The organism is Owariibacterium komagatae (assembly GCF_045865535.1).
Lineage (GTDB): Bacteria > Bacillota > Clostridia > Oscillospirales > Ruminococcaceae > Ruthenibacterium > Ruthenibacterium komagatae.
The window spans coordinates 1,109,443-1,124,706 of the sequence record NZ_AP031406.1; the positions used below are offsets into that span (position 1 = coordinate 1,109,443).

The following is a 15,264-nucleotide window of genomic DNA, read 5'->3' on the forward strand; positions in this document are numbered from 1 at the left end:
AGCGCCGTGAAAAAAATCATTCCCAAACTGGCGCTGGCGCTGGCGCCCATCGTCCTGTATCTGGCAGTTTTTGTGGCCTTTGAGCCCAACAATTATTTCGGCCTGCGGGCAACGGGCAGCGACAACAGCCCTATCTCCCGCATCCGCGCCTTTGAAAAAGACCCGCATGACAGCATCATTCTTGGCGATTCCCGCATGGCGCATTTTGACATGGATCTGGTGGACGAAGTCTCCGGCACCCAGTGGTCCAACCTGGCTTACGGCGGCGCCAGCCTGGAAGAGAGCATCGATGAATTTTATTATGTCTATGAACAGCATCCCGAAATCCAACGCGTTCTGATGAGTATTTCCTTTTATACACTCAACGCCAACTACCGCACGGCCAACCGCATGGCCACGGTCAAAACGCAGCTGGCCAACCCCGTGGCGTACATTTCCAATCTGGAGTATAACATCAATACGCTGACCGTCATCGGCGATAAGCTGCGCGGCCTGCCCGACGCCGAGGAGACCGCCGAACACACCCCCGAGGATTATCTGCCCAACGGCCAGCGAAAAGACTTAGTCGCCTATGCGGCAATTTTGTACCAGAACTGCGCCAAGGCCGGCACCCTGCCCATGGTGGAAGGCTATTCCAGCACCCAGAGCATCGTGGAGGCCATGGACGCGGGCGAGCTGGACGGCGAAGCCCTCGCCGCAGCCATGGAAAGCTGTACGGTGGAGGACTCCAAATACGCCATCAACGAGGCCGGTCTGGAGCGGCTTTTGGAACTGGTGGAATTCTGCCGGGAAAACAACGTGGAGCTGACGCTGCTGGTGCCGCCCATGGATGACAGCCTGTACCGCTATGTGTGCGAACCGTTGGGCATTGATGATGCCATGCGCGGCGCACTGGATACCATTCGTGCCAGCGGCGCCCGCGTGCTGGATTACGAGTGGACCGAAATGCCCCACTGGGATGACACCGCTTACTTTGACGGATTCCACCTGGATACGCGCCACGGGCTGCCCCAGTTCACGCAGGAACTGTTTACCCGTGTGATGGAGGATTGAAGCGTCCTCACTTTTTGAAAAGGAGTTTTTCCATGTCTTTGGATTTTCTGATTTTGTATGAGCATGTGGTGCGGGAATACGAGAGCCTTTTGCTGCTGAAGCTGGAACTGGAACGCCGCGGCTATACCGTGGCCATTCATCAGCTGCTGGACCGCAAAAAGCTGAAATATTTCACCTGGAAAAAGCCCCGTGTGCTGGTGTCCAGCTGCATGTACGACGACGAAGCCATCAACAGTCACGTGTACAACAATGTGGGCGTGTGCAACCGCGTGGTCAATCTGCATTGGGAACAGATGCTGTCGGACACCCAGGAGGCCGCCCCCTGGTTCAACTTCAACGGGAACGCCAAGAAATGCGTGCAGACCTGCTGGGGCGAACTGACCCGCCAGCGTCTGATCGCCCACGATGTGCCGGAGCGCAACTGCCCGGTGACCGGCGCGGTGATGATGGATTTTCTCCGCCCGGAATTTCAGGGCTATTTTAAGACCAAAGAACAGCTTTGCCGGGATTTCGGGCTGGACCCCGACAAAAAACTGATGCTGTACATCTCCTCTTTCGGCTACGGCAGCATGAGCGAGCAGGAAGTACAGGAGCTGAGTAAAATGGCGGGCGAAGATTTTACACAGTTCGCCCGCACCAATCGCGAGAGCATGGCCGAGACGCTGCGCTGGTTTGATGAATACCTGACCGGACACCCCGAGGTGGAGCTGGTGTACCGGCGGCACCCGTCGGAATGGAACAGCCCGGCGCTGGACGCTCTGCAGAAAAAACATGCCAATTTCCATGTGATTTTTGCCGACAGCGTCAAGCAGTGGATCGTGGCCGCAGATCAGATTTTCATCTGGATGAGCACCGCCATTGCCGAGGTGTACTTTGCGGGAAAGAGCTGCCACATTCTGCGGCCCCAGCCCATTGAGCACGAATATGATCCGGTGATCTACAAAGGCGGACGGTACGTGGAGACCTATGAGGAGTTCTGCGCCGCCGCCGAACAGGAAGATGCCCCCTTCCCCATTGACAAGGACCTGATCGAAGGTTATTTTGACAAAAACGAAACCCCCAGCTACATCCGCATGGCGGACCTGCTGGAGGATGTCTACAAAAATGAGCCGCGGGATCTTCCCTTCTCGCCGCCCTACAAACCTCATTTCAATCTTTTAAAGTTCTGTGCGCTGGTCGGCATTCACATGATGTACGCCGTGAAGCTGAACCCCAAGGTTTTCCGCCGCATCTGTCCGCCCTTCGCCGATTTTGCCGGGCGCATTTACGGCTATGTGGATAAGGCCCACATTTCCAAGGCGGAAATTGCCCGTATGGAAGAAAAAATCCGCCCCTTCGTGCACTGATCACAATAAAAAAGAGGAAGGTCCCGCGCCTTCCTCTTTTTATTTTTCCTGAATAAACCGAATCAGTTCGGCTCTCGCCTGTTCCTGTGTGGAAAAGAATTTCCGCGTTCCCGTTAAATACTCATAAAGATCGTACCACTGCGTCAGCGGGAAATCTTCCGGGCGCAGGATGCTGATGCATCCCAGCAGCGGTTCCGGCACGCTGAAACGCAGGTCCGAAATGTGCGGGCATGCACAGCTGCTGGTCAAAGTTTCAAACAAATCCATGTGTGCATCCCCCATTTCTCTGTCTTGTTTTCGCAATAAACCGGCGATTGGTTTAATAATAGCGTTTTTAAAACGTAAAATCAACAGATTTATTCAAAATAATACCGTTTTAAACCACTCTTATTCTTCCCTAAAACGGTATGCTTAACAGAAAAGGAGGTCTGGTCTTGAAAAACGTCGATTTTATTCGCGAACGCATCACACAGCTCCGCATGCAAAAAAACGTCTCGGAATATCAAATGAGCATGGAACTCGGGCAGAACAAGGGCTAAATCCAGGGCATCACTTCCGGGCGCTCGCTTCCCTCGATGACCATGTTCTTCGAGATCTGCGATTATTTCGAGATCACGCCCGAAGAGTTTTTTGCCACAGCCCAGGGCAATACTCACACCGTTCAAAGCATTATGAAAAAAGTGCGTGCCCTGACGCCTTCCACCCTGGAACTTTTGGAGCAATGGCTGAATCTTGTTCAGTGACAATTTTGTAAAATGCGAATGCGGACTTGTTTTTCCGGGTATAAGAAAGGTATAATAGAGCAGTAGTTGCCGATTTGGGGCAGCACAAGGGAAAGCGAGGTTTTCAACAATGAAGTACTGCAAACGATGCACCATGCCCGACACCCGCCCCGGCATCACCTTCGACGAAGAAGGCGTATGCAGCGCGTGCCGCCATTACGAACACCGCAAAGATGTGGACTGGGACGCCCGTTGGAAAGAATTTGAAGCCATGTGCGACAAATACCGTGGAATGAACGGCCCCGGCGGTTATGACTGCGCCGTGGCGGTGTCCGGCGGAAAGGACAGCCACTTTCAGGTGTATATTCTGAAAGAAGTCATGCACATGAACCCGATTCTGTTCAGCGTGGAGGACAACTTCCCCATGACCGAAGCGGGCAAACACAACCTGAAAAACATTTCGGAAGAGTTCGGCTGCACCATCATCAGCTGCAAGCCCAACATCAAAGCGCAAAAGACCCTGATGCGCGCTTTCTTTGAAAAATACGGCAAGCCCACCTGGTACGTAGATCGTCTGATCTACACCTTCCCCCTGCACATGGCTGCCAAATTCAACACTCCGTTCCTGTGCTACGGCGAGAACGTCAGCTTCGAGTACGGCGGCAACGCAGACGAGGAGACGTATTCCGCCAAAGGGCAGATCGAAAACGGCGTCGCTGTCGGCTTCCCCAAGGAAGAACTGCTCAGCTATGGCGTAACCGAAAACGACCTGATTCTGACCGAGGCCCCCTCTGCCGAAGAGCTGGCACGGCTGGACCCCTTCTATATGAGCTATTTCCTGCCCTGGAACAGCTACAAGAACTATCAGATTGCGAAAGAGCACGGCTTCCGCGATTTGACGCACGAGTGGAAACGCACCCACCACGCCGAGGACTTCGATCAGGTGGATTCCCGCGCGTATCTGGTGCACTCCTGGCTGAAATATCCGAAATTCGGCCACGCCACCGCCACCGACTACACGGCCCGTTATATCCGCTACGGCATGATGACCCGGGACGAGGCGATCAAAATCGTCAAAGAGCGAGACGGAAACCTGGATCCCCTGTGCGTGCGCGATTTCTGCGAATTCTGCGGCTACAGCGAAAGCGAATTCTGGGCGATCATGGACAAGTTCTACAACCGGGATCTCTTCTACAAAGATGAGTTCGGCCGCTGGATGCTCAAGCACCCCATTTGGGAAGAATAATCTTTCAAGACGCGCGATGATCCGCGCGTCTTTTTTGTGATTGACAAAGGTCTGTTTGCCTGTTATGGTTATCCCTGAAAGGGGAGATTTTTTATGCCAAGGTCCAGAAACATTGTCGCATGCATTCTTCTGTCCCTGGTCACCTGCGGATTGTATACCATCTACTGGTTTATCACGCTTGTGAACGATTTGAACGCGGCCGCAAACGATTTTCACTCGCCCTCCGGCGGAGTGGTTTTCCTTTTGTCGCTGATCACCTGCGACATCTACGGCTTGTACTGGGCTTATAAAGCCGGCGAAAAAGTGGACTGGATGCGTCAGCGGCGCGGCATCCTCAGTTCCAGCAGCGGCATCCTGTACCTGCTTCTGTGGTTTTTTGGTCTGGGCATTGTGACGCTGGCGCTGATCCAGAGCGAGATCAACGAAGCCGTTCCAGGGCGCTTTTGACCTGCCGGGGCCGTCTGAAAAGAACCTGTCTGCTGGCCGCAGGTCTTTTCTCCGTTCTCCTTTATCTGCTTTGGGTGGGGCGCACCGGCATCGGCATTCCGTGTGTGTTTCACCGGGTCACGGGTCTGCTTTGTCCCGGCTGCGGCGCCACGCGCTGTCTGACAGCGCTGCTTCGCCTGGATTTTGCCGAAGCTTTGCGCGCCAATGCGGCGCTGGTCCTGCTATCGCCCTTTTGGGTATGGCTTCTGGTGGCAATGGCCCGGGGCTATCTGGCCGGCACCGGGTTTCGGCCGGGTCCCAGGCAGCAGCGTTTGATTGCCGCGGCACTGGTATTCGTTTTGCTGTTTGGCGTCGTTCGCAATCTGCCCGGCATGTGGGTCCTTCGCCCGTTCTGAAAACATTGAGAAAATGCAAAACCGGAATCTTTGAAGGGTTCAAAGATTCCGGTTTCATTTTTCTGCAGCATTTTTTACGCGGGGTCCTGCCATACCCGCACCCACTGAGCGCAGCGCTCTTCCCCGATCAGAACTGTATACAGCTGCGTCAGTTTGGCTGCGAGGGACGCGTCGTCCGTGCCGACTGGCAGGTTCCAGGCAATAATGCGGTAATCCACTCCGTACAGCCAGCTGCGGACGCCCGTCTGGCAAAAGCGGTTGCGTTCATAAAACGCCAGTCTGCGGCGGCGCAGTTCGTCCTCCGCACCGCCGTCCGGTGTTTCCACCTCACCCACGATGGACCGCTGCGCAAAAGGACCGTCCAGCAGTTTCTGCAGGAAACAACTTCCCAGCCCTCTGCTGCGCTGCGCTGGCATCGTCATCAGGTAATCCATCAGATAAAATTCCTGTGCGCGGACGAAGAAAGCGCAGCACAGCAAAGTTCCCTGCTCGTCATAGCCGCCGTAACAGACATACGCACCCATGCGAATCAGCGATAAAATACTTCGCCAGGGACGCCGTTCCGCTGGCGGAAACGCCTGTACAAAAGCATCCGCACAGTAGGCTTCATACGCCTGACGCGGTGTCATTTCTCGAACATTCAAACAATTTCTTCCTTTCAAGCGGCATGTTCCGTACACATTCCCGGAAGATTATCCGCCTGATAATATCCGGTGGCCGTACGCGGGCAGTTCGCCGTGGCGATTCCGCCGCTGGACAGGCAGTATTCTTCCTGCACCACCGTGGAATCCACCGGAAATTCCTTGGTTTCCAAACCGTTTTGCGCCTTGCGCATCACATAGCGCCAGGCACTGGTGGGAGCATGTGTGCCCGCCGAGGTATTCAAAGCAAAGCCGGAATCATAGCCATACCAGGTGGCGGTGACATAATACGGCGTCAGGCCCACAAACCAATAATCCCGGTTATCAGAACTGGTTCCGGTCTTGCCGATGCTGTCCATGGAGCCGCCCACACTGTACCCTGCGGCCGTTCCGTTGCCTTCCATGACGCCCCGCAGCAACCGGTTCATCACATAGGCCGTATCACTGTCCAGCACCTGTTTGGTTTCCACATCCGGAACAAGAATTTCCCGGCCGGCGCCGGTTTGAACACTCTCATAGCAATGCAGTGTGGTGAAGGTGCCTCCGTTGCCGAACATCATATACGCCCCCGCTAATTCGTACGGCGTCACGCCATATGTGGAGGAGCCGAGGATCATGGGCCCGGAGTCTTTATCCTCTTCGGTAAAGCTGCTGATTTCCAGCTGCTCGGTCACAAAGCGATAGATGTTGTTCACGCCGGCCAATTCACCCACGCGCACCGCCACTGTATTGATGCTCTGCGCCAGTGCGTCGGCTACCAGCATGTTTTTCTCACTGTAGGTTTTGGAAAAGTTGGCCGGCCAGTCCTTCATCTCACCGGTATTCTCGTCTTCAATCTGCCGGACCGGCGCATCCAAAAAAGGCGTAGACCAGGTGATTTTGTCCTGCTGAAGCGCCAGCGCATAGGCGCCGATGGGCTTCATGGTACTGCCCACCTGCCGCAGTGCATCCGTGCCGCGGTTAAAGCCTCGGCTGACCTCTTTTTCACCGAGGCCGCCCACCACGGCGCACAGCCGGCCCTCGTAATCCACGCTGACCATCGCGGCCTGCGGATACTCGATCACTTCTTCGGTGACCGGATTGCCGTTCTCATCCACAACCCGGGACCCGTCCTCATCGTACACATAGGCCGTTGTCTTCACGCCCAGACCGCTCTGTGGGAAGAAATTGCCGTACAGCATGGCATTTTCCATCTGCTCCTGCAGCTGCGGGTCCACCGTGGTGTAAATACGCAGGCCGCCGTTATAAAGCAGGTTGGTGGTCTCGACCCCGTTGAGGCCGTATTCCTCACGCAGAGCCGCGGACACATCGTCCAGAACCTTATCTGTAAAATAACTGGTGACAGGCGTCTCGTTGACCGGCAGATAGCCCGGCGACAGGCCGATGGGCTCTGCCGACGCCGTATTGTATTCTTCTTCGGTAATATACCCCTGCTGCCACATTTCATACAAAATGTAGTTGCGTCGGGACAGATGTGTGTCCGGGTTGCTCACAGGATCATACCGGGTGGGATTTTTGGTGATCGCGGCAATGGAGGCACACTGCGCCAGGCTCAGTTCGCTGGCAGATTTTCCAAGCAGCTTGATGCTCTCGGCTTCCACCCCGGCGGTGTTTCCGGTAAAGCTGATGACATTCAGGTAAGCCTCCAGGATCTGGTCCTTGTCATAGGTCGCATCCAGCCGCAGCGCGCGCCAGATCTCGCGCACCTTACGGAAATAGCCGTCAATGCCGCTGCTCTCCTCATCCCGTGTTAAGTTTTTCACCAGCTGCTGCGTAATGGTGGATGCCCCTTGCTTGATGCCGTCCTCGCCACCGAAATAGGTGCCGGTGATCATTTTTTTCACTTCGTTCAGAACCGCAAAAATGGTGCGTTTCCAGCTGACGCCATGATGCTCGTAAAAATCCCGGTCCTCCACCGCCACAAAGGCATGCTGCATATCTTCCGGAATGTCGCTGAGCGAGACCCATTTTTTCTGCTGAGTTGACTCCAGTCTTGCATATTCTTCCCACTCGCCTGTGGTCCGGTTCTGCGCATACAGAATGGTTGCGTCCCGGTGGGGAAGCTGCTCCAGGTCCAGCCACAGAAAGTCGTTTTGCGTGGCGTTGACCAGATACACACCCAATACAGCGCTGCAAATCAGCATAAAGCAGCACATGACCGCGATCAGAAGCCAGATCCAGCGGTGCTTTTTGCGGCCCTCTTTAAGCTTTTTCTCATGACCGCGCAATTTTTTCTTTGGTGGCGGGGCAGAAGACTCCGGCTCCTGCTGGCTCGTCAGCGTTTCCAGCAGATGATCTTCCTCTTCCTCCGGCAGTGCGATGGGCGTTTCAAACGCCCCTGTCTCCTGCGGCGGGCGCGCGGGACGAACCTTTTTCTGATAGGATTCGGGCAGGCGAATGTTTCGTTTTTCCGGCAGCATCTGCCTCACCTCCTTTGCCTGCGGGGTAAATCCTTACGGTTTCTCAGCTCTTCTTCAAATACTTATGATGTCCGTACTCATCGATGATCACGGTGTTGTCCAGCTGGGCGCGGAGAGACGCCTTCATGCTGTCAATGTATTCTCTGCGCAGCGCCGCCTGCTCTGCCTTTTCCTGTTCGGTCAAGCCCTCCGGAGTGCGGCTTTTGCGGCTCAGCTCATTAATGCGCTTGATCTTTTCATCGGTCATAGCTCAAACTCCTTTTTCACGTATTGTTATAGTATACCACAAACCGGATGGTTTTGCACGGTCCGAAAAACAGCGGCAGCGCCCAGCTTTATCCGGGCGCTGCCGCTGTTTTTGTGAAAGAGGAATCAAGATGAGCAAATCCTATTTATAAAAACCCCTGCGGGGATGATTGGTTGCCGCCGGGCGGCGCGGAACAGGTCGATGAATGCCAACCTGACCGCGCGACCCGGCTTTCATCAAAAAGCCCAAGCCTCAGCACTACTGCCTGTGTGCGCGAAACATTTGCACGTCCCTGACAAAAGGCTTCTTTTGCCGCGTGCTTTTCAAAGAGCAGCCTTTCTTCCATGGGCTTATTCAGCGGAAGGGGTGGCTCGCAAAACACTCTTTGTGCCAACAACTATATTATACCCGGAGTTTATGAACAAACTTTGATGTCCGGGTTAATGATTTGCGAAAAAACATATCCCACCTCCCTCTTTTGTGGTACAATGGAACCGAACGATCGAATAAGGAAAGGAACCTTCCATGGCAAGAAATTATCAACTGGAGCTGGAAGCCTGCCTGCGCGAACTGGCCGGACAGCGTCCCCGCCTTTTGCTGCACAGCTGCTGCGCCCCCTGTTCCAGTTATGTGCTGGAATACCTCAGCACTTTTTTTGAAATCACAGTGGACTATTACAATCCCAACCTGGACAGCGAAAAAGAATATCAGCTGCGCTGTGCCGAACAGGCGCGGTTTCTGGAACAGGCGCCTTTCTGCACAGGCGTCCGGCTGGAGGCCGTGCCCTACGAACCGGCCGCTTTCTACAGCGCCGTCAAAGGGCTGGAGCGCATTCCCGAGGGCGGCGAGCGCTGTTTTGCCTGCTATCGGCTTCGCCTTGAGCAGGCGGCCCGCCGGTGCCGGGACGGCGGTTTCGACTTTTTCACCACCACGCTTTCGATCAGTCCGCACAAAAACGCCGCCAAGCTGAACGAAATTGGTGAAGAGCTGGCCGCACAGTACGGTGTGCGCTGGCTTCCCTGCGATTTCAAAAAGAAAAACGGATTTAAGCGCAGCACCGAACTGGCCGCCGAATACGGCCTGTACCGGCAGGATTACTGCGGCTGTATTTATTCAAAACAGGAGGCCGAACAGCGCCTTCTTCATCATAAGGAGGAATCGAACGCATGAAAATCGTTTTGTTGGAATCACTTGGAATTTCCGAGGAATCTCTGCAGCGCCGGGTCGCTCCGCTGCTGCAGGCCGGTCACACGTTTGAGGCTTATCCCCGCACATCGGACCCGGACAAACTGGCCGCCGAATGCGCGGGCGCGCAGGCGGTCATGCTGGCCAATATGCCTCTGCCCGGCTCTGTCATTGAGAAATGCGACGATTTGAAGTTCATTGACATCGCCTTCACCGGCGTGGACCACGTGGATCTGGAAGCTGCCCGCAGCAAAGGCGTCATCGCCAGCAATGCCTCGGGCTACTCCACCACCGCGGTGGCTGAGCTGACCGTTTGCATGATGCTGTCTCTGCTTCGCAATGTTTCCGCTGTGGAAAGCCGCTGCCGTGCAGGCCAGACCAAAGACGGCCTGGTGGGCAGCGAACTGTCCGGCAAGACGGTTGGCATTGTGGGCACCGGCGCCATCGGCCTGCGCGTAGCGGCTCTGTGCCATGCGTTCGGCTGCGAGGTCATCGCTTACAGTCGCACCCAGCGCACCGACGTACCGGATTATATCCGCTACGTGCCGCTGGACGCGCTGATGGCCCTGTCCGACATCGTCAGTCTGCACTGCCCGCTGACAGAGCAGACGCGGGCCCTGATCAATGAGCAGCGTCTGGCGCTGATGAAGCCCGGCGCACTGCTGATCAACGCAGCACGCGGCGGCGTCGTGGACACCAAGGCGTTGGCCGACGCGCTGGAAAGCGGCCGACTGGGCGGCGCCGGAATCGACGTATTCGACAGCGAACCGCCGCTTGCTCAGGATCATCCGCTTCTGCACACGCCCAACACACTGGTGACGCCCCATGTGGCGTTTGCCACCGCCGAGTCCATGGAACTGCGAGCGGACATCGTGTTTGATAACCTGAACCAGTGGATGCAGGGTCATCCTGTGCGTCGGGTGCTCTGAAATCCTGCGGCCTGTCCGGTATTGGAAACATCGGGCAGGCCGCATATTTTTCGGTCGGTCTGCCAAACTTCTCGTAAATAACGGAATCCCTGTTCCGATTTCAAGACGAGGAGTGAACAGCCCGATGAAACCATCTCTGAAAAAGCAGTTTCAGGAAAAAATCAATCAGTTTGCCGACCAGTCCGCTGCCTTTCAGGCCGGCAGGCTGGACCGCAAAACCTACAAGGGAATGTCCGGCGGCATGGGAAGCTATGCCCAGCGTGACCCCCATCTTCATATGCTGCGCCTTCGCACAGTGGGCGGTTGTGTGGATTTGAAAAAGCTGAAATTCATCGCCGACGCCGTGGAAAAGTATCATGTGCGTCGCCTGAAGATGACCACCTGCCAAACGCTGCAGCTGCACGACCTGCCGGCCGAAGCTCTGGCACCGCTGATCCAGTCTGCTTTGGAGCACGGCATCGTCACACTGGGTGGCGGCGGCGACCATCCACGCAGTGTGATGGCAAGCCCTCTGTCCGGTGTGGAGCGCGGAGAAGCCTTCGATGTTCTTCCCTGCGCAAAGGCCGCTTCGGATTATCTGGTCAGCCGCCTGCCGGATCTTCATCTTCCCCGCAAACTGAAAGTCGCTTTTTCCAACAGTCCGAAAAACGAAACTCATGTCACGTTCCGCGACTTGGGCTTTGCCGCACAGCCGGATGGCACGTTTCGGGTATTCTGCGCCGGTGGCCTCGGTCCCAACCCCAAACTGGGTGTCTGTGTAGAGGAGCACGCAGCGCCTTCCCAGGTGCTGTGTTACATTGACGCAATGCTCCGCGTGTTCACAGCATTCGGCAATTACGAAAACCGGGCCCGGGCTCGCACACGCTATCTTCAGGACACATTGGGTCCGGAGGCATTGCGCACAGAATTTTCCCGGGCACTGGCGCTTTCCCGCATGCATACGCCGGTCGTTTCCCTCACGGTTCCCACGCTGCAAAAGCAGCCGGACGGAGAAGCGTTTGGCGAACGCGTGATCGCACAAAAACAACCCGGTCTGTACGCGGTCTCGTATCATCCTGCCGGTGGGCATCTTCCGCCTGAGATTCCCGGGGCTCTGTGCGTTGCTCTGGCCGGAACAAGCCACACGCAGGTACGCATCGGGCCGGACGGCACGCTGTATGTCATCAATCTCACCGGCCGCGAAGTTCCGGCGGTTCTTCGGGCCACCGAAGAAGGTGCCGTCACAGCTTTCGAGCGCAGCGTGAGCTGCGTGGGCGCGTCTGTCTGCCAGCAGGGCGTGGGCGATTCACAAAAACTGCTGGCCGCCATGCTGGAAGCCGTGCAACCCTGGCATTTTCCGGACGGAGTTTTGCCCACGGTTCGCATTTCCGGCTGTCCCTCCAGCTGCGGCTGCCATCAGGTCGGCAGTCTGGGATTTGCAGGCAGCGTAAAAATGATCGGCCAGACCGCCCGCCCTGCCTTCACCTTGTATGCAGGCGGGCGAGAGCGGCTGGGACAGGAATGCTTCGGCGAAAAGCTTGGCGTTTTGTTGGAAGAGGACATTCCTGCTTTTATGATCCGCCTGGGGCAGACCGTGCAGGCCTCAGATATGACCTATGACCGGTGGGCAGAAAGTCACCGGGAAGAATTGAATGCATTGGCGGCAGCGTTCACCCGCGGGTAACGCGCCGCTGGTTAAAGGAGCTCTTTATGCCAAATTGGATTGAAATCGACGACCTTTCCCGGCCGGAACTGGGTGTTTTCGCACGTTTGACGGAAGCCCAGCTGCGCAGCCGCATGGAACCGGAAAAAGGAATTTTCATCGCGGAAAGCCCTAAAGTGATCGAGCTGGCTCTGGACGCGGGATGTCAGCCGCTGGCTCTGCTGATGGAACGCAGCAAGGCGGACGGCCCCGCGCGGGAACTGATCTGCCGCTGTGCCGATGTTCCGCTGTACACAGCAGACCGTGAAATTCTGGCCGGGCTGACAGGTTTTGCCCTGACCCGGGGCGTACTGTGCGCCATGCGGCGACCGCAGCCGCGCACCATGGAAGAAGTCTGCCGCGGTGCGCGCCGCCTGGCTATTCTGGAAGGCATTGTGGACGCCACCAATGTGGGCGCGATCTTCCGGTCAGCGGCCGCGCTGGGTGTGGACGGCGTTCTTCTGACTTCCACCTGCTGCGATCCCCTTCGGCGGCGAGCGGCCCGCGTCAGCATGGGCACGGTGTTTCAAATTCCCTGGGCACGCATTCCGCTCTCCTGGCCCGAGCAGGGGCTTGCCCGTCTTCAGGAAGCCGGGTTCCGCACCGCGGCGCTGGCATTGAACGAACGCTCCATTTCCATCGAAGATCCCCGCCTGGCCGCTGAGGCACGGCTGGCTCTGGTTCTGGGCACCGAAGGAGACGGCCTGTGTGCGGACACGATTGCCCACTGCGACTGGACCGTACGCATCCCCATGTCCCATGGCGTAGACTCACTGAACGTAGCCGCGGCCGCGGCACTGGCATTCTGGCAGACCCGCCCGAAAGCCATCACATAAAAGAAGCCTGACCGGAACCGGTCAGGCTTCTTTCTTAAACCGCACTGCGCACAGCCGCCTGCAGAGCCGCCAGGTCCTCCGCATCGGGATGAGAAAGCGCGCGGTCAAAATTCTCGATCATTGCACTCACATTGGGGACGTGCTCCGGGCTTTCCAACATTTTCTCGTATCTGGCCCGCACAGACATGGGCATTTTCCCCTGGCACATAAAGGAACCCGCCAGCTGTGCGCAAGCAGGCAGATGCCCACTGACACGATGCAGAATGTTTTCAAAATAAGTCGGTGCGCCGCCAAAGCCTGCCGTTCCAAACAAAAAGACTTTCTGATCGGTCACACTGCTCAGGAAAGAGGCCACCGCTTGGTCACAGTCACCCTTATCGGTCCAGAACCCCACATACAAAACCTCTGCTTTCAAGGCTTCGGGGGCTGGTTCTCCAAAATACAGACATTCTTCCGCCGGCAGGACCTTGCGGATCTCCTCTGCCAAAAGACGGGTGTTTCCGGTCTTACTGCTGTAAACAACGGCGTATTTCATTTTGCATTCTCCTTTTCAAAAATACAGTGAACTCCTTTATGGGCCATCATTCCACCCAGGCAGGCGCGGTTGCAGCGCACACAGCGCCGAATGTCACGCGCATGTCCGGTCATCGTCTTTTTCGGCCAATCCGGGTCCGCGATCAGCGCCCGGGACAAAGCGACGCAGTCCACGCGGCCTGTCCGCAGCTGCTGTTCTACAAAATCCGGATCCGTCAGGCCGCCCACGCCGCACACCGGAAGCTTTGTCAGCGCCCGCACCTCATCGCAGAAAGGAAGAAAGCATCCTTCCCCGCCAAACTGCGGGTGACTAGCGGGCGGGATGGTATCGGTCAGAGCGCCGTGATTTGCCAGCGTCACATGAAAGCTGGTTACCCCCGCCTGTTCCAGCAGCGGCACAAATACTGCCAGCTCTTCTTCCAGAACGCCCGCATTTCCGTAGTGCGGTGTTTCGCATCGCACCGCCAGCTTGTAGTCAATTGGCATGTCCGGCACGCGGCTGTGCACCGCGCGAACTGCCTCGCAGGCAAACCGCGCCCGATTTTCACAGCTGCCGCCATAGGCATCGGTCCGGTGGTTGTACACAGTGGAACTGAAACTGCCGCACATGCGGTCTCCGTGGACCTGCACCAAATCGAAACCCGCCTGTTTGGCCAGCACCGCCGCATCGCCGAATCCCTGAAGGATACGCCGGATCTTCTTGACCGGCATCCCCGTCACATAGGGCCCCACTTCCCGGTTGAGCAGTTCCCGCAGCTGCGCAGCCGTGATCTTCCGGCTCAGAAGACCGGGAACGTACTTGAGCATGGCACGCATGTTGGAGTCCGACTGATGCAGCTGCGCACACACCAGGCAGTTTTCGCGGTGCACCGCCTGCGTCAGTTTTTGATAAAACGCCATTCCTTTGCGCGTATAAAGCGACGGGCCGAAGCCGTGCGGAAGCACGGAAACGTCCCCCACCACGATCATGGCGCAGCCGCCGGCGGCAATGCGGCGCAGCTGCTCGATCGTCTCATCCGGACTTTTTCCGAGCGAGGTCGGCGAAAAGATGATTCGGTTTTTCAACATTGCCCCGCCATAAGAAATGGGGCTTGCAATGGTTCCGTAGTTCATTCCTGCTGTATCTGTCCTTTCCGTACTTTCTCCAGCAGTTGACACAGCTGCCCGCGCTCCTCCTGCGTCAGAGGCGCCAGCATCTGCTGATCCCAGTCAAAAAACACCTGATGACTGACTTCAAAGGCATGGCGCCCTTTTTCGCACAGCTCCAGTCGATAAGACCGTCCCTCTTTGGTGCGGCAGATGAACCCGTCATCCACCAGTTTTTGAATGCTGCGCTGACCATAACCCCAGTCCAGCCCCAAAGCATGCACCAGCTGCGAAGGAGTACACCCCGGATGTTTTCCCACATAAATCAGCGGAAACAGTGCACCGTAGTTCAAACCGATGCTCTGCAGCACCCGGGCCGTATATGCGGAAAACTCCCGGTAAAACGCCGTGGAATAAAATGCGAATGTCTGAAACATGACGCGCCGCCCTTCCTGTTGAAGTAGGCTCAGTATACGCCATTTACTTGACTTAGTCA

Annotated in this window: 16 protein-coding genes and 1 pseudogene; 10 read left to right on the plus strand and 7 right to left on the minus strand. The window is 56.5% G+C overall.

The window, feature by feature from the left end; genetic code table 11:
* The first annotated feature begins 6 nt into the window (after window positions 1–6).
* Together ACKTS9_RS05575 and ACKTS9_RS05580 are read left to right on the plus strand one after the other, a co-directional pair.
* Window positions 7–1,053, plus strand: a complete 1,047-nt coding sequence (locus ACKTS9_RS05575; RefSeq protein WP_349215673.1) for a hypothetical protein — start codon at window positions 7–9, stop codon at window positions 1,051–1,053.
* Between the two features lie 32 nt (window positions 1,054–1,085).
* A complete protein-coding gene (locus tag ACKTS9_RS05580; RefSeq protein WP_349215671.1) occupies window positions 1,086–2,399 on the plus strand; it encodes a surface carbohydrate biosynthesis protein in 1,314 nt (437 codons plus the stop codon).
* A 39-nt stretch (window positions 2,400–2,438) separates the two neighbouring features.
* Here ACKTS9_RS05580 and ACKTS9_RS05585 read toward each other — a convergent pair whose 3' ends face one another.
* Window positions 2,439–2,666 (minus strand): hypothetical protein, encoded by a 228-nt coding sequence (locus ACKTS9_RS05585; protein WP_407879446.1) that lies wholly within the window; start codon window positions 2,664–2,666, stop codon window positions 2,439–2,441.
* Window positions 2,667–2,806: 140 nt separating this feature from the next.
* On the opposite strand from ACKTS9_RS05585, the pseudogene ACKTS9_RS05590 reads away from it, so the two are divergent.
* The 4 genes and pseudogenes from ACKTS9_RS05590 to ACKTS9_RS05605 all read left to right on the plus strand — a co-directional run.
* Window positions 2,807–3,032: pseudogene (locus ACKTS9_RS05590) on the plus strand (helix-turn-helix domain-containing protein); the annotation flags it as partial.
* Between the two features lie 219 nt (window positions 3,033–3,251).
* Window positions 3,252–4,367 (plus strand): N-acetyl sugar amidotransferase, encoded by a 1,116-nt coding sequence (locus tag ACKTS9_RS05595; RefSeq protein WP_349215569.1) that lies wholly within the window; start codon window positions 3,252–3,254, stop codon window positions 4,365–4,367.
* Window positions 4,368–4,460: 93 nt separating this feature from the next.
* The gene (locus ACKTS9_RS05600) at window positions 4,461–4,814 is read left to right on the plus strand and encodes a DUF4234 domain-containing protein (protein WP_407879449.1); all 354 of its coding nucleotides are present in this window, start codon (window positions 4,461–4,463) and stop codon (window positions 4,812–4,814) included.
* Entirely contained in the window at window positions 4,811–5,209 is a 399-nt protein-coding gene (locus ACKTS9_RS05605) for a DUF2752 domain-containing protein (RefSeq protein ID WP_407879451.1), read from the plus strand. Before ACKTS9_RS05600 ends, ACKTS9_RS05605 begins: the two co-directional genes overlap by 4 nt.
* Before the next feature lie 74 nt (window positions 5,210–5,283).
* Here the strand turns inward: ACKTS9_RS05605 and ACKTS9_RS05610 are convergent, their stop codons facing one another.
* The 3 genes from ACKTS9_RS05610 to ACKTS9_RS05620 are packed head-to-tail and all read right to left on the minus strand — an operon-like array spanning window position 5,284 to window position 8,517.
* Window positions 5,284–5,853, minus strand: coding sequence for a hypothetical protein (locus ACKTS9_RS05610; RefSeq protein WP_349215566.1), 570 nt, complete (start codon window positions 5,851–5,853; stop codon window positions 5,284–5,286).
* Between the two features lie 14 nt (window positions 5,854–5,867).
* Window positions 5,868–8,270, minus strand: a complete 2,403-nt coding sequence (locus tag ACKTS9_RS05615; protein WP_407879453.1) for a transglycosylase domain-containing protein — start codon at window positions 8,268–8,270, stop codon at window positions 5,868–5,870.
* A gap of 43 nt (window positions 8,271–8,313) precedes the next feature.
* Window positions 8,314–8,517, minus strand: coding sequence for a DUF896 domain-containing protein (locus tag ACKTS9_RS05620; protein WP_349215564.1), 204 nt, complete (start codon window positions 8,515–8,517; stop codon window positions 8,314–8,316).
* 525 nt (window positions 8,518–9,042) lie between these two features.
* Between ACKTS9_RS05620 and ACKTS9_RS05625 the strand changes: the two genes are divergently transcribed.
* From ACKTS9_RS05625 to ACKTS9_RS05640, 4 genes are all read left to right on the plus strand, one after another.
* The gene (locus ACKTS9_RS05625; RefSeq protein WP_407879456.1) at window positions 9,043–9,687 is read left to right on the plus strand and encodes an epoxyqueuosine reductase QueH; all 645 of its coding nucleotides are present in this window, start codon (window positions 9,043–9,045) and stop codon (window positions 9,685–9,687) included.
* The gene (locus ACKTS9_RS05630) at window positions 9,684–10,631 is read left to right on the plus strand and encodes a 2-hydroxyacid dehydrogenase (RefSeq protein WP_407879458.1); all 948 of its coding nucleotides are present in this window, start codon (window positions 9,684–9,686) and stop codon (window positions 10,629–10,631) included. The genes ACKTS9_RS05625 and ACKTS9_RS05630 overlap by 4 nt, the downstream gene beginning before the upstream one ends.
* 124 nt (window positions 10,632–10,755) lie before the next feature.
* The gene (locus tag ACKTS9_RS05635) at window positions 10,756–12,294 is read left to right on the plus strand and encodes a nitrite/sulfite reductase (protein ID WP_349215560.1); all 1,539 of its coding nucleotides are present in this window, start codon (window positions 10,756–10,758) and stop codon (window positions 12,292–12,294) included.
* 26 nt (window positions 12,295–12,320) lie between these two features.
* Window positions 12,321–13,148, plus strand: a complete 828-nt coding sequence (locus ACKTS9_RS05640; protein WP_407879461.1) for a TrmH family RNA methyltransferase — start codon at window positions 12,321–12,323, stop codon at window positions 13,146–13,148.
* 34 nt (window positions 13,149–13,182) lie between these two features.
* On the opposite strand, the gene bilS is transcribed toward ACKTS9_RS05640, so the two are convergent.
* Genes bilS through bilQ form a run of 3 tightly spaced genes read right to left on the minus strand, consistent with a single transcriptional unit; the run spans window position 13,183 to window position 15,205 of the window.
* A complete protein-coding gene (bilS, locus tag ACKTS9_RS05645) occupies window positions 13,183–13,683 on the minus strand; it encodes a flavodoxin family protein BilS (RefSeq protein WP_407879463.1) in 501 nt (166 codons plus the stop codon).
* Window positions 13,680–14,840: a bilirubin reductase gene (bilR, locus tag ACKTS9_RS05650; protein WP_407879465.1), complete on the minus strand. Its 1,161-nt coding sequence runs from the start codon at window positions 14,838–14,840 to the stop codon at window positions 13,680–13,682. The genes bilS and bilR overlap by 4 nt, the downstream gene beginning before the upstream one ends.
* A complete protein-coding gene (gene bilQ, locus ACKTS9_RS05655; RefSeq protein ID WP_407879467.1) occupies window positions 14,792–15,205 on the minus strand; it encodes a bilirubin utilization transcriptional regulator BilQ in 414 nt (137 codons plus the stop codon). Before bilQ ends, bilR begins: the two co-directional genes overlap by 49 nt.
* Between the last annotated feature and the right edge of the window lie 59 nt (window positions 15,206–15,264).